Origin of the sequence: Anditalea andensis (genome assembly GCF_000714815.1) — a bacterium.
Taxonomy (GTDB): Bacteria; Bacteroidota; Bacteroidia; order Cytophagales; family Cyclobacteriaceae; genus Anditalea; species Anditalea andensis.
This window is the reverse complement of sequence record NZ_JMIH01000014.1, coordinates 63,378-86,336: the sequence shown is the minus strand read 5'-3', so window position 1 is coordinate 86,336 and position 22,959 is coordinate 63,378. Positions and strand designations below refer to the sequence as shown.

General features: G+C 37.9%; 25 protein-coding genes. 9 read left to right on the top strand and 16 right to left on the bottom strand.

Translation table 11 applies throughout. The features are described from left to right. Positions 1-13 precede the first annotated feature (13 nt). On the bottom strand, positions 14-904 hold the full coding sequence (locus tag EL17_RS04050) for a YihY/virulence factor BrkB family protein (protein ID WP_035070521.1): 891 nt from the start codon (positions 902-904) through the stop codon (positions 14-16). 309 nt (positions 905-1,213) lie between these two features. Here EL17_RS04050 and EL17_RS04045 point away from each other — a divergent pair, with 309 nt between their 5' ends. After that, positions 1,214-3,469 carry a Tex family protein gene (locus tag EL17_RS04045; protein ID WP_035070518.1) on the top strand — a complete coding sequence of 752 codons (2,256 nt, stop codon included), beginning with the start codon at positions 1,214-1,216 and terminating at the stop codon, positions 3,467-3,469. 404 nt (positions 3,470-3,873) lie between these two features. Here EL17_RS04045 and EL17_RS04040 read toward each other — a convergent pair whose 3' ends face one another. From EL17_RS04040 to EL17_RS23865, 4 genes are all read right to left on the bottom strand, one after another. Further along, the gene (locus tag EL17_RS04040; RefSeq protein WP_164674952.1) at positions 3,874-4,299 is read right to left on the bottom strand and encodes a hypothetical protein; all 426 of its coding nucleotides are present in this window, start codon (positions 4,297-4,299) and stop codon (positions 3,874-3,876) included. A gap of 287 nt (positions 4,300-4,586) precedes the next feature. Next, positions 4,587-5,255 carry a SprT-like domain-containing protein gene (locus tag EL17_RS04030; protein ID WP_035070504.1) on the bottom strand — a complete coding sequence of 223 codons (669 nt, stop codon included), beginning with the start codon at positions 5,253-5,255 and terminating at the stop codon, positions 4,587-4,589. 917 nt (positions 5,256-6,172) lie between these two features. Next, positions 6,173-6,724, bottom strand: a complete 552-nt coding sequence (locus EL17_RS23870; RefSeq protein ID WP_394332156.1) for a metallophosphoesterase — start codon at positions 6,722-6,724, stop codon at positions 6,173-6,175. 39 nt (positions 6,725-6,763) lie between these two features. After that, the gene (locus EL17_RS23865; protein ID WP_205623536.1) at positions 6,764-7,051 is read right to left on the bottom strand and encodes a metallophosphoesterase family protein; all 288 of its coding nucleotides are present in this window, start codon (positions 7,049-7,051) and stop codon (positions 6,764-6,766) included. Between the two features lie 205 nt (positions 7,052-7,256). Here EL17_RS23865 and EL17_RS04015 point away from each other — a divergent pair, with 205 nt between their 5' ends. The 3 genes from EL17_RS04015 to EL17_RS23860 all read left to right on the top strand — a co-directional run bounded on the left by EL17_RS04015 (position 7,257) and on the right by EL17_RS23860 (position 9,647). Further along, positions 7,257-7,790, top strand: coding sequence for a methionine-R-sulfoxide reductase (locus tag EL17_RS04015; protein WP_164674951.1), 534 nt, complete (start codon positions 7,257-7,259; stop codon positions 7,788-7,790). Positions 7,791-8,301: 511 nt separating this feature from the next. After that, positions 8,302-9,273 carry a magnesium transporter gene (mgtE, locus tag EL17_RS04010; RefSeq protein WP_205623535.1) on the top strand — a complete coding sequence of 324 codons (972 nt, stop codon included), beginning with the start codon at positions 8,302-8,304 and terminating at the stop codon, positions 9,271-9,273. Beyond that, the gene (locus EL17_RS23860) at positions 9,258-9,647 is read left to right on the top strand and encodes a magnesium transporter (RefSeq protein ID WP_205623534.1); all 390 of its coding nucleotides are present in this window, start codon (positions 9,258-9,260) and stop codon (positions 9,645-9,647) included. The genes mgtE and EL17_RS23860 overlap by 16 nt, the downstream gene beginning before the upstream one ends. 117 nt (positions 9,648-9,764) lie before the next feature. Here the strand turns inward: EL17_RS23860 and EL17_RS04005 are convergent, their stop codons facing one another. Further along, complete coding sequence (locus EL17_RS04005; protein ID WP_035070494.1) at positions 9,765-10,043, bottom strand: YciI-like protein; 279 nt, start codon at positions 10,041-10,043, stop codon at positions 9,765-9,767. Between the two features lie 285 nt (positions 10,044-10,328). Between EL17_RS04005 and EL17_RS04000 the strand changes: the two genes are divergently transcribed. Next, entirely contained in the window at positions 10,329-10,586 is a 258-nt protein-coding gene (locus EL17_RS04000) for a hypothetical protein (protein WP_035070488.1), read from the top strand. A gap of 9 nt (positions 10,587-10,595) precedes the next feature. Then, positions 10,596-11,363: an XRE family transcriptional regulator gene (locus tag EL17_RS03995; RefSeq protein WP_035070482.1), complete on the top strand. Its 768-nt coding sequence runs from the start codon at positions 10,596-10,598 to the stop codon at positions 11,361-11,363. Between the two features lie 325 nt (positions 11,364-11,688). Here the strand turns inward: EL17_RS03995 and EL17_RS03990 are convergent, their stop codons facing one another. Continuing rightward, complete coding sequence (locus EL17_RS03990; RefSeq protein WP_035070477.1) at positions 11,689-12,360, bottom strand: OmpA family protein; 672 nt, start codon at positions 12,358-12,360, stop codon at positions 11,689-11,691. 10 nt (positions 12,361-12,370) lie between these two features. Further along, complete coding sequence (locus tag EL17_RS03985) at positions 12,371-13,141, bottom strand: hypothetical protein (protein WP_035070474.1); 771 nt, start codon at positions 13,139-13,141, stop codon at positions 12,371-12,373. 125 nt (positions 13,142-13,266) lie between these two features. On the opposite strand from EL17_RS03985, the gene EL17_RS03980 reads away from it, so the two are divergent. Next, positions 13,267-13,890 carry a 2OG-Fe(II) oxygenase gene (locus EL17_RS03980; protein WP_035070471.1) on the top strand — a complete coding sequence of 208 codons (624 nt, stop codon included), beginning with the start codon at positions 13,267-13,269 and terminating at the stop codon, positions 13,888-13,890. Positions 13,891-14,074: 184 nt separating this feature from the next. On the opposite strand, the gene EL17_RS03975 is transcribed toward EL17_RS03980, so the two are convergent. The 5 genes from EL17_RS03975 to EL17_RS03955 form a co-directional block, all read right to left on the bottom strand. Then, the gene (locus EL17_RS03975; protein WP_035070467.1) at positions 14,075-14,344 is read right to left on the bottom strand and encodes a GNAT family N-acetyltransferase; all 270 of its coding nucleotides are present in this window, start codon (positions 14,342-14,344) and stop codon (positions 14,075-14,077) included. Positions 14,345-14,394: 50 nt separating this feature from the next. Beyond that, entirely contained in the window at positions 14,395-15,174 is a 780-nt protein-coding gene (rluF, locus tag EL17_RS03970) for a 23S rRNA pseudouridine(2604) synthase RluF (RefSeq protein ID WP_051719804.1), read from the bottom strand. Next, complete coding sequence (gene menD, locus EL17_RS03965; protein WP_316932631.1) at positions 15,174-16,859, bottom strand: 2-succinyl-5-enolpyruvyl-6-hydroxy-3-cyclohexene-1-carboxylic-acid synthase; 1,686 nt, start codon at positions 16,857-16,859, stop codon at positions 15,174-15,176. The genes rluF and menD overlap by 1 nt, the downstream gene beginning before the upstream one ends. 23 nt (positions 16,860-16,882) lie before the next feature. Continuing rightward, positions 16,883-18,082 (bottom strand): chorismate-binding protein, encoded by a 1,200-nt coding sequence (locus EL17_RS03960; RefSeq protein ID WP_035070461.1) that lies wholly within the window; start codon positions 18,080-18,082, stop codon positions 16,883-16,885. 124 nt (positions 18,083-18,206) lie between these two features. Then, positions 18,207-18,626 carry a hotdog fold thioesterase gene (locus EL17_RS03955; protein ID WP_035070459.1) on the bottom strand — a complete coding sequence of 140 codons (420 nt, stop codon included), beginning with the start codon at positions 18,624-18,626 and terminating at the stop codon, positions 18,207-18,209. A gap of 53 nt (positions 18,627-18,679) precedes the next feature. Here EL17_RS03955 and EL17_RS03950 point away from each other — a divergent pair, with 53 nt between their 5' ends. Beyond that, a complete protein-coding gene (locus EL17_RS03950) occupies positions 18,680-19,300 on the top strand; it encodes a histidine phosphatase family protein (protein WP_035070456.1) in 621 nt (206 codons plus the stop codon). Positions 19,301-19,440: 140 nt separating this feature from the next. On the opposite strand, the gene EL17_RS03945 is transcribed toward EL17_RS03950, so the two are convergent. From EL17_RS03945 to EL17_RS03935, 3 genes are all read right to left on the bottom strand, one after another. Next, positions 19,441-19,857, bottom strand: coding sequence for a hypothetical protein (locus EL17_RS03945; protein ID WP_035070453.1), 417 nt, complete (start codon positions 19,855-19,857; stop codon positions 19,441-19,443). A gap of 95 nt (positions 19,858-19,952) precedes the next feature. Beyond that, positions 19,953-20,720, bottom strand: a complete 768-nt coding sequence (locus tag EL17_RS03940) for a zinc ribbon domain-containing protein (RefSeq protein WP_035070450.1) — start codon at positions 20,718-20,720, stop codon at positions 19,953-19,955. Between the two features lie 3 nt (positions 20,721-20,723). Further along, entirely contained in the window at positions 20,724-21,824 is a 1,101-nt protein-coding gene (locus tag EL17_RS03935) for a Nif3-like dinuclear metal center hexameric protein (RefSeq protein WP_035070446.1), read from the bottom strand. A gap of 57 nt (positions 21,825-21,881) precedes the next feature. Between EL17_RS03935 and lpxK the strand changes: the two genes are divergently transcribed. Then, positions 21,882-22,949 carry a tetraacyldisaccharide 4'-kinase gene (gene lpxK, locus EL17_RS03930; RefSeq protein ID WP_035070443.1) on the top strand — a complete coding sequence of 356 codons (1,068 nt, stop codon included), beginning with the start codon at positions 21,882-21,884 and terminating at the stop codon, positions 22,947-22,949. The last annotated feature ends 10 nt before the right edge of the window (positions 22,950-22,959 follow it).

Below are 22,959 nucleotides of genomic sequence, written 5' to 3'. Positions count from 1 at the left end.
TAATAGGAATTTTTTACTCATCTTTTACTTTTTTGAATTTATAAGCATAAGAAGCTGGTTCTATTGCTTTGCCCCGATCATTAGAATAGGCCTTTGTAAAGCTGGCGCCGTATAGAAAAACCAGTGAGGCATAAAATATCCATAGGGCTACCACTATGATAGATGCGGCCACATCATAAAAATCCTCCAACTCCCTTTTGACCACAAATTCCCATATCAAAAGATATCCTATGATAAAAAGTATCGAAGTGACCCATGCCCCTACTAAGGTAGGTCCCCATTTAATTTTAACTGCTGGCAATACTTTATAAAGTAAGCTGAACCAAAAGAATACAAAAATAGCAGTAATTATGTTTACCAATACAGAAGTAAGCGTCCATCCACTTTGCTGGCTGTCTGAACCCAGGAGCATTTCCAGCCCCCATTCTACTGCGATAGAAGAAAATAATAATACTCCAGATCCAATGACCAGAAAAAAAGTCAGCACCCTCTCCATCCATATGCGTTGCCAAAAATTAGTGAATTTTGGTTTGACCAGCCAAAGATCGTTCAGAGAATTTTGGAACAGTCGAAACAACTGAGTGGATAGCCAAAAAATTACAACGGAATATATTACCAGCGTGAATAAATTCTGCTCTGCCTGTCCTTTATAGTTTTCAGTAATGACTACCAGAATGTTTGCGCCATCTTGTCCCACCACTATGGAAAGTTCCTCTTTTAATAAATCCACAATCATTTCCACAGGAAAAAACATGCTAAAGAAATAAAGAATGATCAGCAACATAGATGGCAGTGCAAACAATGAAAAGTAGGCAATGGCTGATGCAAATTTTACAGGGTGATTGTCTGCAAAAATTTTAAAGGAAGTTTTGGACAGGGAATAACACTTTTTTATAAAATGCATGGAAAGTAATCAAGTAAACATAAAAAATATTTGTTAGCAAATATTGGTCCTAGGTTGTGGAAACTGTTTTTGACAATTAAGATCTTATGTATAGGGTCATGTCGACAAGGGCATTTATATAAAGCCATTATAACCCAATTTAAAATGGGATGTCAAATAAACACTAATCCTGAGTGCCAATTGATTATCCATTAGCCCTACAATAAAACCACAAAGCTTTAAGAAAACTCTTTCAGAAGGATTAAATTGCAGCCGCTTAGCATATTATTGCCTACTATAGATGGCAATCTATTGACAAACTATTAAAACATGAACATCAACCATTACCTGAAGATAGCCGAAGAGCTGAAAATAAAACAGAAACAGGTTTCTGACACCATTGATCTTTTAGATGAAGGAGCTACTGTTCCATTTATCTCAAGATACAGGAAAGAAGTCACGGGCAGTTTAGACGAAGTGCAAGTGTCCGCCATAAGGGACCGCGTGCAGCAGCTTCGAGATCTGGATAAAAGAAAAGAGGCTATCTTAAAATCTATTAAGGAACAAGGCAAACTCACTCCCGAACTAGAGAAAAAATTAGACGCTGCCGAGACTATGGCAGTACTGGAAGATCTCTATCTACCCTATAAGCCTAAAAGAAGGACCAAAGCTACTATAGCCAAAGAAAAAGGGCTTGAACCCTTGGCCACTCGGATATTTTCACAAGAGTCCTTTGATGTTATGGCTGAAGCTAAAAAGTACATCGATCCGGAGAAAGAGGTCAATACGGAAGAAGAGGCTCTTGCGGGCGCCCGGGATATTATGGCTGAATGGATCAATGAAAATGCTGAATTAAGGATTAAAATGCGGAAACTCTTTATTGATGAAGGTAAATTTGTCTCTAAAGTCATTCCGGGAAAAGAAGAGGAAGCCATAAAATATAAAGATTATTTTGATTGGACGGAGCCTGTAAAGACAGCCCCTTCACACAGGGTGCTGGCCATGAGAAGGGGAGAGAAGGAGCTGTTTTTGATGTTGGATAGTACTCCAGAGGAACTTGATGCTATTGCGCTGATGGAAAAGATGGTGGTTGTGGAAAACAACCGTGCGGCAGAGCAGGTGAAGCTGGCGATCAAAGATTGCTATAAAAGACTGTTAAAGCCTTCTATGGAAACAGAGGTAAGATTATATTCTAAAAAGAGGGCAGACGAAGAAGCAATCAAAGTTTTTACGGAAAACCTGAGACAACTTCTTTTGGGTGCTCCCCTTGGAGAGCAAGCTGTATTGGCGATAGATCCAGGTTTCCGGACTGGATGCAAGACCGTATGTCTGGGGCCGCAGGGCCAATTGTTGCACTATGATGCCATCTATCCAAATGAGCCGCAAAAGAAAATAGCAGAATCAGGGGCCTTGGTTAAACACTGGGTGGAGAAATATGATATTAAGGCCATTGCTATAGGCAACGGTACTGCCAGTAGGGAAACAGAATCTTTTGTAAAATCCCTTGGCCTACCAAAGCATGTACTTGTAGTGATGGTGAACGAAAGTGGAGCCTCTATTTATTCTGCTTCTCAGGTGGCCCGGGATGAATTTCCTGACCATGACCTGACCGTAAGAGGAGCGGTTTCTATCGGCAGAAGGCTGATGGACCCTTTGGCTGAACTGGTAAAGATCGATGCCAAATCCATCGGTGTGGGCCAATACCAGCATGATGTGGATCAGGCTGCGTTGAATAACTCTTTGGACGATACCGTAATGAGCTGTGTAAATGCAGTGGGAGTAGAGATCAATACTGCTTCCAAAGAGCTATTGACTTATGTGTCAGGTCTAGGCCCGGCTTTGGCGGCCAAGATAGTAGAATATAGAAATGAAAACGGACCTTTTAAGAGCCGTTCGGAAATAAAAAAAGTGCCTCGTCTTGGCGATAAAGCTTATGAGCAGGCTGCGGGTTTCCTCAGAATCCGAGGGGCCAAAAACCCGATGGATGCCAGTGCCGTCCATCCGGAGAGTTACGCTGTAGTGGAGAAGATGGCAAAGGATATCAATGCAAAGGTCAGTGAGCTGATGAAAAGTGATGAGCTAAGGGAAAAAATTATCCTTAAAAATTATGTTTCCGAAACAGTAGGTCTTCCTACCCTTCAGGATATCATGTCTGAGCTTTCCAAGCCGGGAAGAGATCCGCGTGAAACTTTTGAAGTCTTCAATTTCCAGGAAGGGGTAAACGAGATGAAAGATTTAAAGGTAGGCATGAAGCTCCCAGGCATCATTACCAATATTACCAACTTCGGGGCATTTGTGGACATAGGCGTACATCAGGATGGCTTGGTTCATCTGAGTAATATGGCAGACCGCTATATCTCTGATCCCAATGAGGTAGTGACTGTAAACCAAAAAGTAGAGGTGACCGTAATGGAAGTGGATACCGCCAGAAAAAGAATAGGGCTGAGCATGAAGTCAGATCCTTTTGCCGAGAAGAAACCCACTGGTGGTGGAGGAAGACGAGAAAGGAAGCCAAAAGAGGAAAAAGAACCCGAAGGTGATATGGCGGCTAAGCTAGCATTGCTGAAGGGTAAGTTTGGGAAGTGATGGTTAATGAGAAAAGTCACTACAAATAAAAAGAAGATTCAAAGATTTTTGGTGTTAAATAAAGACATATAAGAATATTTGAAAAAATAAGAAAGGCTCCCGGATGGGGGCCTTTCTTATGTTATGCCTGCTTCCTGATGTAGCATATCATGATAAATCTGGGAGTCAATTGTAATTCTGAGTGTTTATAACAATTAAACAGCTATTATTTAATGGAGGTTATTTTCTTCTAGGTAATAGGAATATAAATAAACAATGGATTGAAATGAAAGACTTTCAATAAAAGGGAGTCTTTTAATATATATAAATTAAAGTGTTACAGCCTTAGCAAATATCTATAGACGATCATTAACTGTTTAATGATATGATGTATCAATTCTAATAATTTAGAAGCATAAATAAGGTTAATGAGGAAAACTTTGAAGTAAGTATAGTTGGCAGACTTGATGCCAATCTCGCTTATTTCCAGATTGATAAATCAATATAGAATCTTCTAAGAGTTCCTTATTCTCATAATACATTTTTCTAATGATACCCCATTCTCCTGATATTAATGGCGGAGAATATTCAATATATTTCCCATTTTGGGGTAACTTTTCTATAAGCTTAAAGCCTGGTAATTTTTTCTTCTCCCATCTGTTAAAATTACTGTAATAACTTTTTCCATCTATATATAAATCAAAATTTTTAAATACTTCATGAAGGTTTTTAATCCTACACCCTCCTCGGAGTCCGTTTTCAATATTGGAACTGTCGGATAAAAATTTCAACCAATCTTTGTTTGTTTTAACCTGACTGTAAATTGGTATATTATCTTTAGTATCTGCCATTTTCAGAAAGGTTTTATGAATTTTGTCATTTACAGTTTGGCAAAATAGTTCATACTGGACTGGGATGAAAAACAAAACAACCATTAATACCTTAATTACATTTTTTGCATTTTGCAGAGAATTCACCATTTTGTTCTTTTAGTAGGATTTCAATAATTTTGTTTCTTTTACTTAAATCTGGGACTTGAGATTTAAAACTATCAGTAGGGGTATTAGATTTATCCCTAAATAATCCTCCATAAGCCATTGACTTATAATAATCTTCACCTAAATTTCCATGCCCATCATCAAAAATTGAATCCCATTTTTTTAAGAGAGAAAGCAATCATGTCCACATAAGCACCCATAAATTCATGGTGAGCTCTATTCGAAGTTTTATATTTACTATAATTTTCATCAAAATGATAACTGAATTCATAATTTTGATTATTAAGTTCATAAATAATGTACCCATGTACCATTTCATGAATTATTGTTCTGGCAATGGAAAGTCTTGTGGCTTTATTTAAATAATCATTTGATAAGATTATATGAACTTCTTTTTTTCCATTAGAAGAATTAAAAATGGATGTGGTTATACCTGTTTTACCCTGAACCTCAGTATTTGAAATAATTAAATTAAAATTTTTAGATTCAGCAAACATCTTATAAATCTCTGATGCAAAATCAATATAAGCAAGAGGGTTTGAATTTCCAGTTTCAAATGGAGAGTTGATTTTACTCGCGTTTCCAATACTTTGAAATATCTCCCTTGCACAAGGGTCTTTAAGGTTATTTATGATTAGTTCTTCATTTAATGGAGGCCCTGATCCCGGACTAGGGAACTCATTACAATTTGTATCATCACAAAAAGAACCCGGAGGACCGGAACCACCACCACCTCCATTGAATTGGCATTCTGTTCTTGAAATAGACCCTCCGGAATAAATCGAGCAATCAATCCCTATACAGACCACATAGGAAGGGAGATAGGTTATGGAATTCCAACAAGTGATATTTTAATTTTTCCCTATCTGTTTTGTATTTGGGGGACTGAATCTAACATATGATATGAGCTTTCCTTTTTCAAAATTGAAGGTCCTTAAATGTTTTTCCTGATAGTTAAATACATCTATACTACCAGTCCAATTTGGCTGGACATTATTATAATTTATTTTTGTTGGATTTCCTTTGATCTGGAAATATCTCAGGATAAGCATATAATACTTTTCTTTACCGGGATTTTCAATAAAAAGAAGCGTTTCGGTATATAGTTCCGATCTCTTTCCATCATATCTGTTGTAAAAATGTAAGGGGAATATTTCAGTTTTATTTCTGGTCTTGACTTCATATACTTCTCTTCCGTCAGAAAATTCAAAATGATGATAGTCAGACCAATCGAGTTCTTTTTCTGAAAAGGGTAAAGTTAGCGTAAGATCATCATTTTTCTGACTTGCGTGGGGATCAATTTTTGAATGTAAACTTTTTTCACTTCTGTTAAACCAAGCTTCTATTTACTTAAGTTTAGGGTCTTTGATGACTGACTCTATAATGATTTCATCTTGATGCTCTATACACGATATAGATATTAATACAAATAAAAAGTAAAGACAAATTGCCCTTAAAGAATTAGTAGTGGGGGGTAAAATTTGTTTTCATATAAAATTATTTTAGTTAATTTCAATATTAGAACAATATAATCATATGTACAACACCTAGTTCTAGGTATTTTTATTGGTTTAATTATTAAAATCAAACTTGAATTGGGTCTTTGATGTTTCCATCATAAAGATAATCTTAAATCAGGGGCTCATTATTTAAGATACAAGATCAGAAAGAAAGTATAGAACTGCATTATACCACCAACCTGATAGGTACTATTAGTTGTGATTTTTCAAACCAAGCTTCTTATTATACCATCTCCACATTTAGTAAGCGCGATAAAATTTAATGCTAAATATATTTCAACCTCAAAAACTGCAACTTCGGCCCTTGCTCCACATCTCAGGGGGATCAGACTGGTCCCTATGCCCTTAGATACATATAAGGGAGGACCATTTTCCATGTACCATCCGCTGAGATAGTTTCCGCTTCCGCGGGGCTTGAAAGGCACCAATCCAAAGAAATTTATCTGTCCTCCGTGGGTATGGCCAGAAAGAATTAAGTCTAATCTTAAATCATCCCCGTTTTCATGCTTTATGATGTCTCGGTGAGCAGGGCAGTGGGAGAGGACCAGATTGAGATCACTGGGTGTAATCTCCTGTTTGGCTAGTAGACAATCAGCTTGGCCTCCAATCATGTCGTCAATTCCGGTCACGGAAATACTCCTGCCTTTAAAGAGGAACTGGCGCGATTCATTGATCAACAATTGACATTTGTGGGCAGCATAAAGTGTTTTCAGCTCTTTGAGGTCAACATTTCCCCAATATTCCCAGTTGCCTGTAATAGCGATTTTCTGAATGTTTAGACCTAATAGACCCAGGAACTAATCTAGTTCAGCCATATTTTCCCAAGCATCGATAGTGTCCCCTTTAAAAAGCAAAAGATCTGGGTCTTCCATGTTGATCCTTTCAGCCATTAAGCGGTGATGGTTGTCCATTTTTTGCAGGTGGATGTCCGAAAGCTGGATTAATTTTATCTTTTTATTCAGCCCTTTTGATATATCGAAGTAGTTCCATTGAAGGAAAAGTCTTTCAAACCAAAAGGCATACAAACCTACTAGGCCTAATAAAACAAAAAGACTATATAGAAATTTTTTCTTGCTGATCTTCATTCATAAAAAGTATTGCGTCCAGCAATATAACCGAAAATGAGAAGTGAGCATAGAGAAATCAATGAATATTAAAATTTATTCCAGGTTACTAAATACCTTGGTCTAGTTATAAAGAATTATCCGTATATGGTAAAGTATGATCCTAAAAATGATTAGCCATTGCACTTTATTGCGACCCAGTATGTTTAAAATAAAAAAAATAACAATGATAAGAATTTTCTTAATCCTGTCTTTCGTTTTTGGAATAGCCTTGAGTTCCTATGCTCAGGAAACCAATAAACAGAATACCCAGAATCAAAAATCTTTAGAGACTAACGGCACTCCTTTTACAATCAAGGATGGCAAATCAGAACCTTTTAATCAGCTAACAGAATTTGAAGAACATGTGATCAAAAAAAAAGGAACTGAAAGGCCATTTACAGGTGAATATGACGATCACTATGAATCCGGTACCTATATCTGCAAGCAGTGCAATGCACCCCTTTACCGATCAGATGATAAATTTGACGGCCACTGTGGTTGGCCGAGTTTTGATGATGAGATTAAAGGGTCTGTCAAGCGGAGAAAAGATTTTGGCGGGTATCGGATAGAGATTCTGTGTGCCAACTGTGACGGTCATTTGGGTCATGAATTTAAGGGGGAGCGTTTTACTGCTAAAAATACCCGACACTGTGTCAATTCTGTATCTATGAATTTTATCCCTGAGGGTGAGCCACTTCCGGTTAAGTTGAAGAAATAAATGGAAGATAATTAAACTTTTATAAAAATTTTTCGCTTAATTATAGCAGTAACAAGGGGTTATCCAGCTTTATAGTTATCGAGGCTGTTCGTCCATTTAAAGAAAGGAGGTAAAATGTCTAGTCCAATGAAATGTTTTTCAAATCAAATATATGTGGGTGTTAATTCTTGACCCTTCATCAGGTTTGAAAAACTCATAGGATTTTATACCGGCAGTATACTGCCGGTATTTCTTTTTTATAAGCTGTCCATATGTATAGAAAATATATCTTATTATACAGCTATCTAAATAATTTTCTCATTTTAATGGTTTACCAAGACTTCATTAATAACTTATTTCAATAGCTCAAGCAATAGCTTAAACCCCCATATCATTTATAAATGTAGAACAGGAAAAAATCTTTAGAAGGACATAAACTGAGTGGTGGCTACATAGGAAATGCAAAACTCCCTTCGTAACGGAATAAACCTGAAGGCATAATATTTGAATAGGCAGCCATAAGGAATATGAGATGATGTTGTCAGAAAATAAAGCGGATTTTAGAAATTTAATCAGAAACAGAGAATGGGAGGAAGTTAAGCGCAAGCTAAATCAGATGGACAACTTTCAGATAGCCCGTCTTATTGAAGAACTTCCCATAAAACAGGAGGTGGTTCTTTTTCGCCTGCTGTCCCGAGAGCAGGCCAAGGAAGTATTTCACTATCTTTCCCGATTTAAAAAAGAAAACATCGTAAACGGTCTAGCCCAAAATATAGATATCATATCGCTTCTGCTAAAAGATATCAGTCCAGATGTGCGTACATCTTTTCTGGAGGAACTCCCCGGTGAGGTTTCCAAACGTCTGATAGCTTTATTGTCAGAAGAAGATCAAAGGACTACTACTGTTTTATTGGGTTATCCCCAAGACAGCATAGGAAGGCTCATGACGCCTAATTATGTAGCGTTGCAGCCTCAGCTCACCATCGATGAAGCTCTGAACCACATAAGGCAAAATGGCGAAATGTCTGAAACGCTCAATATTATCTATGTAGTCAATCGCGAAGGGTTTATGGTCGATGATATTGACATCAAACATATTATATTGGCTTCTCCTACGCAGAAGATATTTGAACTTATGGATCATAGGTTTGTCGCTTTGCAGGCAGAAGATGATCAGGAGACAGCTATACGTATGTTTCAGGACTACGATAGAGTAGCCCTTCCGGTACTGGACACAAAAGGTGTCCTCATTGGGATAGTGACCATCGATGATGTCATGGATGTGGTGGAAAAAGAGTCTACAGAGGATTTTCATAGATTTGGTTCTATACAGGATGCGATAATCAATCCTTTGAAAGCAGGGGTGTTTTATATTTATAACAAGCGGGTTTTATGGCTCACGACGCTTGTTTTTATGAATGTGTTTTCAGGTGCGGCGATTGCCAACTTTGAAGATGTGATCGAGTCTGTGGTAGCGTTAGTTTTTTCTTGCCTCTACTTATAGACAGTGGTGGGAATGCAGGGGCTCAGACTGCCAGTCTCATGATCCGTTCTTTGGCGCTGGGAGATGTAAATCCTAAAGACTGGATGCGTTTAGTGGCCAAGGAAATTTCGGTTTCATTGTTGTTAGGTGTCACTATGGCTATAGGTGTGGGTCTGGTAGCCTATTTCCGTGCACCGGAAGTCATGGTGGTGGTGACTTCCACCATGATCCTTTCTGTAGTAAGTGGAAGTCTGGTAGGTATCGTATTACCCATAATATTGACAAAGCTGAAGCTAGACCCAGCTACCGCCAGTGCACCACTGATCACTTCTATTGCCGATATATGTGGGGTGCTGATCTATTTTTCTATTGCATCGTGGTATTTTGGCTTTTAAAGCAGGTAGAGCGCTATGGTATGCATATTTTAATGCAGGATACATCCCTTTTTATATGCCTTTTATTTCTAGTTAATATTCAATTATATAAATTTGATTATCTATTCTTCAGATAAGTTACTGTTTGATTACTACCGCCCAGGGTCGTACTTTCCATTCGCTTATCAAGCCATTACGGACATAAGGGTCATTTTTGGCAAATTCCTCTACTACGTCAGTTGATTCGCATTGAAAAATGAGTAAGGCTTCATCCGCCGGATCAGATAGTGCACCTGCCATTACCAAATCTCCTTTTATACGGGCCTCCTCAGCTAGTCGAAGATGTTCTTCACGGTAGGGAATCCGCCTTACGATATAGTCATCCACTGTTTTATAAAATAATACATAATATGACATAATTACTTTTATTGTATTTTTAATATTCTAAATATAGCTGTCGATATAGATAGTACATATTCCAAAGTTTAAATTTTTTCATAAATATTTTATTAGACTTTTTTGCAGCTATTAGTTTAATGAAAAATGACTGCTGTTGTCGTCTATAATAAGATAACCATTTAACTTACACTCAAAAAATTAAAAATAATGACAATAAGTGTCGTAATAATGTTACTTTTAATAACAAATTTTTGTTTATTAAATTAACATTTCTATATTAGCTATTGTAAAACAACAACTACTATGGAAACTTTCCCTAAAATCCGAATCATAACCAAGCAGCTGGCTTCGGGTAATTGTCAGGTCAAATTTTTTATTGATGATCAGTCTAAGCCACAGTATGGCTACCTATTGGTCGACGGAGTCCGTCCGGTGAGTGACGTCATTCGTGAAATCAGGGAGCGCCTGGAACAGATCAGGCAATCCAAACTAGATATGTACAGGTTTTCATTTAAAAGAAACTGGCATGATGACCATAATTTTTATCTTTACAGTGCTTAAATACGATCCATGTTTCTCAGCAAAAATTTAAGGTATTTACGGAGGCAGAAGAATTTTACCCAAGAGATGCTCTGTGAAAAGCTTGGAGTTAAAAGAACTATGATCTCCGCCTATGAAGACGGTAGATCAGAGCCAAAGTTGATGGCACTTCAGACCTTGGCCGAGACTTTTGGGGTTTCGGTAGATGAACTCTTAAACAGGAACCTCGAGCAAGATGGGAGGGTAGGCGCTTCCAAACGGAATGTAAATATACTCACAATAGCCGTGGATGCTGCCAATAATGAACACATATCTCTAGTGGGCCAGAAGGCCTCAGCTGGGTACCTTAACGGGTATGCTGATCCGGAATATATGGAAAACTTGCCGCAGTTTCACTTGCCAAACCTCTCGAGGTCTAAGACCTACAGGGCTTTTGAAATCAACGGAGACAGCATGCTTCCTCTGGTATCGGGTACAATCATCATAGGGGAATATGTGGAGCAATTAAATGATATTAAAAGCGGAAAGACTTATATCCTGGTCACAGATTCCGAAGGTATAGTATATAAGCGTGTATTTAATTATATAGAAGAAAAAGGCAGCCTTTATCTGGTTTCGGACAATGAGCAGTATAAGCCTTATGAAATGCCTGCCAAAGAAGTTTTTGAAATTTGGGAGTCCAAGGCCTTTATAAGCACTGATTTTCCCAATCCAAAAGATAAAGACAATCCTGTATCTCTAGAAGATATTTCTAAAATGATAACCGAACTGAGAAAAGAGATAGTAAGGATGAAGTGATTTTTTTGTCTTTATATTTTAATTAGGATTGATTGTATGTGTTGGTTTACCTTAATTGTCTAGATACCTGCCAGGATATTACCATTAAAAGTAGAAATAATATGGTACCGATTTATATATCAAATTTAAAAATTAGTGAAGATCTATTAAGCTTCATAAAAAATAATGGAGTAGTGATAATCGAGTATGGTGAATTTTTTAGGTAGGTTTGTAAACTATTATGTTTAAGAATTAAATGTTTGATTGGGGCTAATATTTATCTACTAACTATAAAAGGTGACCAATACTGATCACCTTCTTATAATTTGGTATGTTTAGGGATAAATTATCCTTCTATCTCTCCTCTTTCAGCTTTTTCTTGGAGGTCTTCATTGCCCCAAATTGCTACTTCTACTCTTCTATTTTTAGCTCTGCCTTCGTCTGTATCATTGGTAGCTACCGGGTCATTGAAACCTCGACCTGTAGTAGTCACTCTGTCGGCTGCTAGTCCCTGCATCTTTAGATAATTAGCAACTGATTTGGCCCTTCTTTCAGATAGGCCTTGATTATATTCAGCAGCTCCTCTGTTATCTGTATGGCCTTCTATCATGATGTTAGTGTCAGGATACTCGTTTAAAATCCGAGCCAACTCTCTAACATTTTCCTGAGCGGCAGGAGTCAAGCTGTAAGAATCAAATCCAAAAAGAATTCCTGATTCAAATGTTACCTTAATTCCTTCTCCTACTCTTTCTACTTCAGCATTTTGAACTTCAGTTTCGATTTCTTTGGCTTGTCTATCCATATAACGGCCTATGGCGGCGCCAGCTGTGCCCCCAACAGCAGCCCCGATAATGGCTCCACCCGCGGTGTTACCAGATCTGGAACCAATGACACCTCCTAGAACACCTCCTGCGCCAGCACCTGCTGCTGCTCCTGTACCGGTTCTGCTCCAGTTAGCACAGCCGAAAATAAAGAATGCTCCCAGAAGAATAGCAATAATTGATTTGTACGATTTCATAATAAAAATTTTAATGTTTGTTTAATTTTCTGAATTCACTTTTGATTTTAGATGTAGCATCAAAAGTATCGTCTATATTAATTATGCCTTTACCAAATTCATGCCAGAAGCCATCGCCCAAGTGGATGTAGTGCCCTCGCTTATTTGGTTTTTTTTCTTGAGCTTGGTCATAATCGTAATCCGGAAGAAATACAAAACCTAAAAGAGCCTTGACGCTTTCCCAGCTTACATTAATACTTTTTCCATTGATACTGAGTTCTATTTTCCTTACAGAAAACTTGACTGTTAGCTCATAAAACAATTCACCCTCCTGGCTGTCATTGACGTAGTATTGTAATGTAAGGGGAGCTTCCTTTTGATTGATCTCATAGATTCCCTGTATAAATTCCTGAGCCAGATACTGCCACTCCTCTGGATTGGATGGAATACCCCTGACTATCTTGCCATGTTTGTCTTTGGCCAATATTTTAATTCCTCCATTTTCATCCAGGTTTTTTTTATTAGACCAATTGGTTTTTCCATAGAGCGTCTTAAAAGGGGATTCCCAGATTTTTGGTAATTCACCTTTAAAACTATAATCGTCCTCCGGCGTAAATCCTTCTTCATATATTTCATCCTCAGAAAGTTCCTCCCTTTCTGTATAGGTTATGTCAAATTGTGTATTGACAAAATCTTTTTCAAATCCAGTTTTGATCTTATAGGTATGGCTGAATGGAGGAGGAATGGATCCTGAATCAAATTCTATTTCTAATCGGATAATATCATCTGTTTTTAAATGCATGATATGGTTAAAATAGGGTGGATAATTTTAAAAATTTTTACAGAAGCTCGCTATGTGAAACTCTTAAATTGTAATATCATGCAAAATTATGTATTTCTCTTAAATAAATCCTTTAATTTCACATTATGTCAGAGAATATGGATGAGAAGATAGCAGATATGGTTCAGGAAGTTTATCAAAATGGATATGCTGTACTGGATAATTTTATTACGGAAAATTTTAGAAAATTACTACTAGACGAGCAGCAGGATCTTCTTCGTCACGGGCAATTCAGACATGCTGGCATTGGCAAGGGGGACGCATTTTCGATCCGGCCTGAAATCAGAAGCGATAAGGTGATGTGGATGGACAGTTTTAATCTTACACCTTTACAAAACCAATATTGGGCGATGATAGATCAGGTACGTACCAGCATTAACCAGCGCTGCTTTTTGGGATTGCGGTCTTTTGAAGCCCACTTTGCCATGTATCCTCCAGGCTCTTTTTACTTACGGCATTTAGACCAGTTTCACCAGGTAAAGTATAGGGTGGTCACCATCATCCTATATTTAAACGATTCATGGACACCAGAGGACGGTGGGGCACTTAGGATGTACCTACCCTCTTCAGAAGGTGAAGAAATTTTAGATATATATCCTGAAGGAGGTAAGTTGGTGGTATTTCTGAGTGCTGAGATTCCACATGAAGTCATGACTACCTATAAAGAAAGGATCAGTATCACGGGATGGCTACGCGATATTGAATATTGAGTTATATGTAAATGATGCCAATTGACCACTTTTAATATTTTTCTTAAACTGTAGCTAGGTCAGGATACAGTTTATTGTGTTAGAACTATTACTGGGATAGCCGTTAAGATTTCAGGTTTAAAAAGCCTAATGTATCTTTTCAGACATCCTCTATATGTTCCAATGTTATAATCCCAAACCTTATTTAATGCTTGGCCAATAAACCCATATATTCTTCTTTCCTTTCTAAATAGTCTTTGGCAAACCTGCATTCTGCTTTGATATAAAGTTCATTGTCTTTAGCATAACGAGCTGCTTCCTGCAGTAAAGTGGATGCGATTCCCTGGTTTTCCATGTGGGAGGGCACTTCTGTATGGTGAATTATAAGCAATTCATCAGTGAGGGAATATTCCACTACTGCTCTTGCTCCTTCTTTTTCAATATAAAAATTAGAGGTATCTTTTTGGACTTTCATATGATCTGTTATTTTATATAATAAACTAGGCCCAAAAAGTATTGTTTGCTTTATTTTCTTTTTTTGATTTTGGGTCGGGGTTTGGCATCAGTAAATGAAGCCTCTTCTGTTTTGACAGAGACAGCCACGGCAGCTTCTATATGCTTGATCTCCTTATCATTTAGATATCGCCACTTACCTACAGCTAATCCTTCTAATGAAACATTCATTATCCTATCTCTCCGAAGACTGGTAACATTATAGCCTAAGTATTCACACATCCTTCTTATCTGCCGATTCAGACCTTGGGTAAGGATGATTTTAAATACAAAGTTTGAAATTTTTACTACTTCACATTTTTTGGTGATCTTATCTAACACAGGTACGCCATTCCTCATTTTCCGGATAAAGTCATCCGTGATTGGCTTGTTCACTGCTACAGTATATTCCTTTTCGTGATTGTTTCCGGCCCGTAGGATTTTATTGACGATATTGCCATCGTTGGTTAAAAATATGAGGCCTTCGGACGGCTTGTCCAATCTGCCTATTGGAAAAATTCTGACTGGGTGATTGATATAATCGATGATATTACCTGGTATATGTTTTTCGGTAGTACAGGTAATCCCTACTGGTTTATTGAATGCTATATAAAGGGGCTTTTCTTTTCCTTTGACTGGTTTTCCATCCAATAAAACTTCATCACCTTTCTTAACCCGGTTCCCTAAAGCAGCCACAGCACCATTGATCTTAATTCTTCCGGCTATAATGAATTTTTCAGCTTCCCTTCGTGAGCAGATACCGGTATCACTTATATATTTGTTAAGGTTGATGGAAGGTTGGTCAGGTGTCATTATAGACTGTAGTTTTGAGATGAATCTGTAAGAAGATTTTTTATGTCAGATTTTACACGCTGGAAAATTTCAGCATTAGCTTTACTATCTGAAAAAACCTCTAAAATCTGAGGATGGACAGATTTATGGAAAAATATTTTCATCACCTCATCCAAAGTTTGTTCATTTTCAGCCCTGAAGTATTTAAATCCGAGTTCTCTGCACAGATGTTCAGCATCGAGCGCTTGCCTGGTTTCAAAAAATTCCTCCAGTTCTGGCTGATCAGAAGGTCCTTCTATCAATCTAAAGATCCCGCCAGCATGGTTATTCATGATGATAATCCTAAGATTAGGCATGCTGTAGTTATGCCAAAAAGCATTTCTGTCATAAAAGAAAGCCATATCTCCTGTAATGAGTGTGATAGGATCCTTGGTAGTGAAGGCACAGCCCACGGCAGTACTATTGGAACCGTCTATTCCACTGGTGCCTCTATTACATATCACTTCATAAGTGGGGGATTTGGCGCCTAGAAAATTATAATACCTTACCCCCATGCTGTTGGACAGGTGAAGTTTTGAACTGGAAGGTAAGTGCGGGAGTATTTTATAAAATGACTTATATTCTCCGAAATCCACCTGTTTCAATATTTCCCCTATATTATCAGCCACTTTCTGGTCAGCCAGTGTCCAGCTATCTTTAAAATTTACGTCAATGGCAGTGGCATTTTTGATAAAGAAATTAAAGAAATCTATAGGATGAGTTTTGATGTGTATGGCCAGACTTTGATAAGTGTCTGGTAAATATCCGTTTTCCTGAATGTGCCAATGTTCAGCTCCGGAATTTCTGAGAAATCGTTTAAGTGATTTTGATATGATGGATTTACCGAAGCTGATGATCAGGTCTGGTTTATAAGTTTCATGACTTGCATGATAGGGTAAGAAGTGATCATGATAGGTGATGCTATTTATAGAAGACATGTTACTTATGCCATCAGCCACCAATACACCTTGGTCGCCATCTATAGCCTGATCCAATAATGATTTTAACAGATCGTCAGGCTTATGTTGACCAGGAACTATCAGGATTTTTTTGAAACTTGATAGTGCATGCTTGAGTTTGATTTTATCATCTTCTGTGAGAACAGTGATTCCGGTAATTTCTGAGTAAAGAATATGCGGTTGTTCATAATCATATTGCTCTTCTTTTGTAGGATAAAATGGTTCTCTCAGGGGGATATTAATATGTACCGGTCCATATGGGTATGTTTGCGCCAATTTAATAGCTTCATTGCTGATTCTATGGGCATGCCAAACCTTATCTGGATGAGAAAATTCATCTGGGAAATTAAAACTGCCCTTTACATGGTTTCCGTAGATGTTTTCCTGTCTGATGGTCTGTCCGTCCCACTGGTCTATCCATTCTTTCGGTCTGTCTGCGGTAATGATGAGGAGCGGGACCTGTTGAAAGTAAGCTTCAGCTACAGCGGGGGCATAATTTAAGGCAGCTGAGCCACTGGTACAGACCAATACTACAGCCTTGTCCAACTGCTGGGCCATGCCTAAAGCGATGAATGCTGCAGATCTTTCATCAGAAATGGTACGGCAGTGTATGTCCTTATGTCTGGCAAAGGCAAGTGTCAAAGGGGCACATCTGGAGCCGGGAGAAAGGATGGCCTGATGTATACCGCTTTTTGCTACTATAGCCACTAGGTCTATTATAGGCTGTATGATCAATTTAGTATAGGGTCAGTTAGGAATTTTCCTATGATGTCACATTTCATTTCTGTCTCTTCCCATTCTTTTTCTGGGTCGGAGTCTTCGGTTACGCCGGCACCTGCATATAAAATAGCGTATTGATCCGTGATGCGGGCAGTACGGAGATTGACATACAGACTGGATTCATTTCCTATATTCACAGGGCCTATGAATCCAGCATATAATGAGCGGTCAAAAGTCTCATGGTCTGAAATAAATTCCAGTGCTTTGTCTCTGGGCATTCCGCATACTGCAGAGGTGGGATGCAGCAGGTCCAGCATGACGGATCCTAATTGAGGAAATCCTGTAGCCTCCATATCTACTATGAAATCAGAGCGAAGATGAAGAAGATTGCCGGCTATTACCGTCTTTGGTCCTCTTTCTTCATATTCTCTCAGTCGGATCTTTTTAAAACAATTTACGATATAACGACTTACGAGTGCCTGCTCTTCAATTTCTTTTTGTGTCCAAGCAGCATTTTTGAGCGGATTTGCACCTATAGCCTTTTGCGTTCCTGCCAAGGCCATGGTGGAAAACGTGCTTCCTTCTGTTTTGATCAGTATTTCTGGAGATGCACCTATCCATGTACCTATATGAGCACTGTGAATAAAATTTACAAAAGCATTTGGATAGCTGCTACAAAGGGAAAGAATGATCCCACTGATATTTAGGGGGACTTTTAATTGAAGGTATTTATTTCTGGCAGGGACGACTTTGATCAGTTCCCCATTTTTGATAAGACGAATACCCTCTTTCACTTCATTTAGAAAAGATGTTTGAGAAGATATATCTATCTGATTACCTGTTTTACCTGATCGCTCTCGCAGCAGTTTGTCTATACTTTCTTTCGTAGCAGATTTATTAGCTTTTTTAAAAAAGCCGTCTTCATCTATTGTTCCGTCCAGTGGGATTTTAAGATATGTATGGGCTTCGAGAAAATAACATTTTTTATCGGATTGATCAGCAAATGGATGGATGACAAAACCTGGGGGAAGCTTGTCTAATTGTAAAGGTAATTTTTTGATGTCTTTATTGGTATCGATAATGACCTCTAACTGATCACTTTTCGGTTTTCTCCAAACGGCTAAACTAAAGCCGTGTTCCAAAACATAGTTAAATACAGCATTGAGGTATTGTTCCTGTGTTATGACCTTTTCACTAGTTGCTGAACTCATATATGCTATCTTATCCTTTATTCTGTTTAGTTATTAGATGTTTTGGTTTTGGAAGGGTTTAGATCATGATATTATTAATGTTCATTTACAACCTCATTGTACATACACTTGTTGTAATATGAAGTTATTTATCTAATACAGCCAGGGTTATCCTACTGATACAGCTCAACTGATCATTTGAATTAAATATTTTTATTTCCCACACCTGTGTTTTTTTTCCTATATGTACAGGTCGAGCGGTACCTTTTACAAAACCGTCCTTTACTGGTTTTAAATGGTTGGCATTTATTTCCAAACCTACACAGTACTGGCTTTCCTGATCTATGGTAAAATTGGCCGCTACACTTCCTAATGTTTCAGCCAATACTACATTTGCTCCCCCATGCAACATTCCGTAGGATTGTTTGGTTCTGTCATCTACAGGCATTGAGGCTGAAATATAATCCTCCCCAATATCGGTAAACGTTATTCCAATATGGGAAGTCATGGTGTCTTTTGCCAGCTTATTTAAAAAATCAAGACTGAGGTTTTTGTTAAAGATCATGTTTTTTTATTAAAAAGCCCTTTATTTGAACATTGGAACAAAAATAGAAAATCTTGGCCACTAAAAAAATACACATTGTCCGTCACGGACAAACAGATTATAATCTCAAAGGAGTAGTACAGGGATCAGGTATAGATGCGCCTATCAATGAAAATGGGAGGAGGCAGGCCTATGATTTTTATATGGCCCATAAAGACCTGAAAATAGATAAGGTTTATTATACAGGACTTCAGAGGACTAAGCAGTCTATAGAAAAGTTTCTTGAAATGGGGATCCCTTCAGAGTCTATACCGGATTTTAATGAGATCAGTTGGGGCAAATATGAAGGGGTACCTATGACCCACGATGAGAACCAATATTATCAACATATGTTGAGTAGATGGTCGCAAGGGGACCTGGACTACGCTATAGCGGGAGGCGAATCACCTAACATGGTATATAGGAGATTGAAGAATGGTTTGGATTATGTTTTGGAGCAAGGCCATGAAGATATATTGATCTGCATGCACGGACGAGCTATGAGGATAATGGTTTCGCTGATTCTTAATTACCCCTTGGAGCAAATGGATATGTTTGAGCATCAAAACTTGGGGTGTTATGAGTTTACGGTTCTTGGAAAAAATAACTTCCGCATGGATAGGTATAATGATACTTCATATCTGACTTCTAAATAAATCTAACCCCCTGCATTAATACAAGATTGGATTTATTGGGAAAAATTGCATTATCGGATGCTTAATGGGAGCGGAAGATAAATTATAGGCTGAGGAACAGGTGCTTTTTTGTATTCCTTATCTTGATACACAAAGCTAATTCAGTTTGCCTGGAGCGAAATGCCGGATCTCACCTTTTTTTTCACAGGCTTAGCATCCAAATTTGCTAATATCGAATTATAATTTAATTTACTTTCAGTCATATCCACTATTCTGAATGCCACTTCCTGTAGTTTCATAGAAGTGTGCCGATTTACCTGTACTAACATCTGACCGATATCACACCGGTCTAAATCAGTATTAGTGACAGTCAGAAGCATGGCAGCTTCTGAATTTCCTGAATAGGTTTTAGTATTAAATACCTTATTAAAAGTAAGCTCAATGTATTCTGGACTTGATTTTAGGCTTTTCAATTCCTCCTTGTCGAAAATGATCAAAAATATCCTATCTGCCGGTGGGAAGGCAAATGCAGAAGAATATATGGCTAGTAGTAATATTGTGGTTGTCAGGGTTTTCATATTTCCGAAGATATAAAAAGAAAACTTAACATGTCACAATATGTTTAAAAAAAAAATATTAAAAAAAAATCCGGCTTAGACCGGATTTTTTAAATTTATGCTTTGGTTCTTTTTTTCTTAGTAGCCGTTTCATCTTCGATTTCATCTTCTACACCTGCAAGTATTCTACCGCAGTGTTCGCAGACGATTAATTTCTTTTTTTCTCTGATATCCGCCTGTCGTTGTGGGGGCACTATATTAAAACATCCGCCGCATGCACCTCTTTTGACCAATACTACTGCTAGACCGTTCTTGGCATTGGTTCTGATCTTATCATAGGATTTAAGAATCCTATCATCGATTTTCTTGGCAGCTTTTTCTTTTTCGCTGATCAGCTTATTTTCTTCGGATTCACTTTCAGATACGATGGTCTTAAGTTCGTCCTGCTTAGTGTCAAGGTCTTTTTTACGGTCCTTCAGCACATCTTTTAATTCTTCCAGTTCATTGTTTTTTGATTCAATCCTGGCTTGGGCTTCCCCTATTTTTTTCTTGCTAACCTGAATTTCCAGATCCTGCAATTCAAGTTCTTTAGTGATGGCGTCATACTCTCTGTTATTTCTGACATTCATCTGCTGATCCTGATATTTTTTGATCAGCTTTTCTGAATCCTTGATGGCTTCTTTATGCTTTTTGATCTCTTCTTCCAAAGAGGCGATATCATTATGAAATTTGTCTAACCTTGTTTCATATCCTATGATTTCGTCTTCTAGGTCTTGAACTTCTTCTGGAAGAGCTCCTCTGATTTTAAGTATTGAATCTAGGCGGGAATCGATTTTCTGAAGATTGTGAATGGCTTCAAGTTTCTGTGCAACGGTACTTTCCATGTACTATATATAAGTTATGGGATTCGAAACTACTTTTGTCAAATAGAGTGCAATATTACTGAATTTATTTGACAATTTCTCTTTAATTAATTCTTTTGTAAAGATTTCACTTTCATAATGTCCAATATCTGCAATAATTAACTGATTATCAGCATCAAAGAACTCGTGGTATTTTACATCAGAGGTGATGAATATATCTGCCTTATGGCTTACGGCGGCACTGAGTAAAAATATACCGGCTCCTCCACATACAGCCACATTACGGATAGGCCTATCTAATAATCTGGTATGTTTGATTACCTTTAGGTTCATTTGTTTTTTTAGGTATATTAAAAACTCGCTCCCGCCCATATTTTCAGGTAGTTCGCCTATCATTCCTGATCCCACTTCTTGGTTTTCATTGCTTATTTCTTGAAGATAATAGGCCACTTCTTCATATGGATGGGCCGCTTTCAGTGATGCTATTATTTTCCTACTTAGGTAGGATGGAAACATTACCTCTATTCTGGTCTCTTCCACATTTTCGGCTACTCCTTTTTGCCCTGAAAAAGGCCTTGCGAGATCAGAAGGAGTAAATGTACCTGTTCCCAGAGAATAAAAACTGCAGTCAGCATATTCACCAATTTGGCCGGCACCAGCTTGGAACAGGGACTGTGTGATCTGATCCTTATATTTTAAGGGTCCAAAGGTTACCAATTTGCTCAGAATGTTACGCTTAGGCAGAAGGATTTTCGTATTTGATAAGCCGATAAGATCACAGATTTTTTTATTCACACCAGTGGACATGTTGTCTAAATTGGTATGAATGGCATAGATACCGATATCGTTTTTTATGGCTCTAATAACGGTACGTTCTACATAATTTTTTCCGGTAAGGCTTTTCAATCCTTTGAAGACTATGGGGTGGTGCGCTACGATTAAGTTACACCCCAGATCCTGGGCTTCCTGTACTACTTCTTCAGTGACATCCAGTGTGCATAGAATGCCTTTCACTTGCTGGCCGGGGTCTCCAGTGATAAGCTGAGCATTGTCATAGGGTTCCTGGTATGCCGGAGGTGCTATGGTTTCCAGGTAAGAAACTATATCCCTAATAGAATAAACCATATATTTGTCAATGATATAAATAAAACTAAGTTAATCAAAGGTAATAAATTATATACAATGCGTCTTTACGATCCTATATTATATCCTTTTGCCCTGTTGTATGATGGCATTACTAGATTGAGAAATAGGCTGTTTGACATAGGAAGCAAAAAGAGTGTTGAATTTACCATACCTACGATAGTAGTGGGCAATCTTTCTGTAGGGGGTACTGGTAAGACTCCTATGATAGAATTTCTTATCGAAAGGCTTATAGGACAATATAAACTTGCTACCTTAAGCAGGGGTTATGGACGGAAGACCAGCGGTGTATTAATAGCAGGTGAGCACGACACCGCATTATCCATAGGGGATGAATCTTTCCAGATTTTCACTAAATATGGGCAAAATGTATTGGTAGCTGTAGGTGAAGCTCGGATACAGGCCATACCTGAGATTATAATGGAAAAACCGGAGACTGAGGTAGTCCTATTAGATGATGCTTATCAGCACAGGTATCTTAAAAGCGATTTCAATATTTTGTTGACCACTTTTCAGCTTCCCTTTTTTAAAGATAAAATATTGCCCCTAGGTACCTTAAGGGAGCATAGGAAGGGAGCTATTAGGGCTGATGTAGTGATCATGACCAAATGTCCTGAGGATATGTCCGAAGATATGAAGGGGGAATGTAGGCTTGAAATCAGTAGGTATACTAATGAGAATTGCCCTGTATTTTTTGCCGGAGTAAAATATGGGCTTCCATATGGCGTTTCTCCTTCAGCCCATAAAATGATGGGAAACATTATACTGCTTTCTGGGATAGCTAATAATAAGGTGTTGATTGACCATGTCCATTCGCATTATAATGTGTTAGAGGTATTGGAATACCCTGACCACTATCGATATAGTATAAACGATATTCAGAAAATGGTGCAGACTTTTCGTCATCACCTGGCCAGGTCACCGGTTATATTGACTACTGAAAAAGACATGGTAAAACTTAAAGATCTGGAATTTAATGAATATTTGAAGGAAATTCCGATTTTTGCCCTTCCGATCAAGGTAGATCTTAAACATACAGATGAAGATAAGCTTATGGACATGATATCCATGACCATCATTGAAAAAGGATATAAAAGTGAATTATAAAAGTCTATAC

Excerpts from the sequence above, each read along its gene's own strand:
- EL17_RS04050 (WP_035070521.1), bottom strand. The coding sequence starts at position 904 with ATGCATTTTATAAAAAAGTGTTATTCCCTGTCCAAAACTTCCTTTAAA.
- EL17_RS04045 (WP_035070518.1), top strand. The coding sequence starts at position 1,214 with ATGAACATCAACCATTACCTGAAGATAGCCGAAGAGCTGAAAATAAAA.
- EL17_RS04040 (WP_164674952.1), bottom strand. The coding sequence starts at position 4,299 with ATGGCAGATACTAAAGATAATATACCAATTTACAGTCAGGTTAAAACA.
- EL17_RS23865 (WP_205623536.1), bottom strand. The coding sequence starts at position 7,051 with ATGAAGATCAGCAAGAAAAAATTTCTATATAGTCTTTTTGTTTTATTA.
- EL17_RS04015 (WP_164674951.1), top strand. The coding sequence starts at position 7,257 with ATGATAAGAATTTTCTTAATCCTGTCTTTCGTTTTTGGAATAGCCTTG.
- mgtE (WP_205623535.1), top strand. The coding sequence starts at position 8,302 with ATGATGTTGTCAGAAAATAAAGCGGATTTTAGAAATTTAATCAGAAAC.
- EL17_RS04005 (WP_035070494.1), bottom strand. The coding sequence starts at position 10,043 with ATGTCATATTATGTATTATTTTATAAAACAGTGGATGACTATATCGTA.
- EL17_RS04000 (WP_035070488.1), top strand. The coding sequence starts at position 10,329 with ATGGAAACTTTCCCTAAAATCCGAATCATAACCAAGCAGCTGGCTTCG.
- EL17_RS03995 (WP_035070482.1), top strand. The coding sequence starts at position 10,596 with ATGTTTCTCAGCAAAAATTTAAGGTATTTACGGAGGCAGAAGAATTTT.
- EL17_RS03990 (WP_035070477.1), bottom strand. The coding sequence starts at position 12,360 with ATGAAATCGTACAAATCAATTATTGCTATTCTTCTGGGAGCATTCTTT.
- EL17_RS03985 (WP_035070474.1), bottom strand. The coding sequence starts at position 13,141 with ATGCATTTAAAAACAGATGATATTATCCGATTAGAAATAGAATTTGAT.
- EL17_RS03980 (WP_035070471.1), top strand. The coding sequence starts at position 13,267 with ATGTCAGAGAATATGGATGAGAAGATAGCAGATATGGTTCAGGAAGTT.
- EL17_RS03975 (WP_035070467.1), bottom strand. The coding sequence starts at position 14,344 with ATGAAAGTCCAAAAAGATACCTCTAATTTTTATATTGAAAAAGAAGGA.
- rluF (WP_051719804.1), bottom strand. The coding sequence starts at position 15,174 with ATGACACCTGACCAACCTTCCATCAACCTTAACAAATATATAAGTGAT.
- EL17_RS03960 (WP_035070461.1), bottom strand. The coding sequence starts at position 18,082 with ATGAGTTCAGCAACTAGTGAAAAGGTCATAACACAGGAACAATACCTC.
- EL17_RS03955 (WP_035070459.1), bottom strand. The coding sequence starts at position 18,626 with ATGATCTTTAACAAAAACCTCAGTCTTGATTTTTTAAATAAGCTGGCA.
- EL17_RS03945 (WP_035070453.1), bottom strand. The coding sequence starts at position 19,857 with ATGAAAACCCTGACAACCACAATATTACTACTAGCCATATATTCTTCT.
- EL17_RS03940 (WP_035070450.1), bottom strand. The coding sequence starts at position 20,720 with ATGGAAAGTACCGTTGCACAGAAACTTGAAGCCATTCACAATCTTCAG.
- EL17_RS03935 (WP_035070446.1), bottom strand. The coding sequence starts at position 21,824 with ATGGTTTATTCTATTAGGGATATAGTTTCTTACCTGGAAACCATAGCA.
- lpxK (WP_035070443.1), top strand. The coding sequence starts at position 21,882 with ATGCGTCTTTACGATCCTATATTATATCCTTTTGCCCTGTTGTATGAT.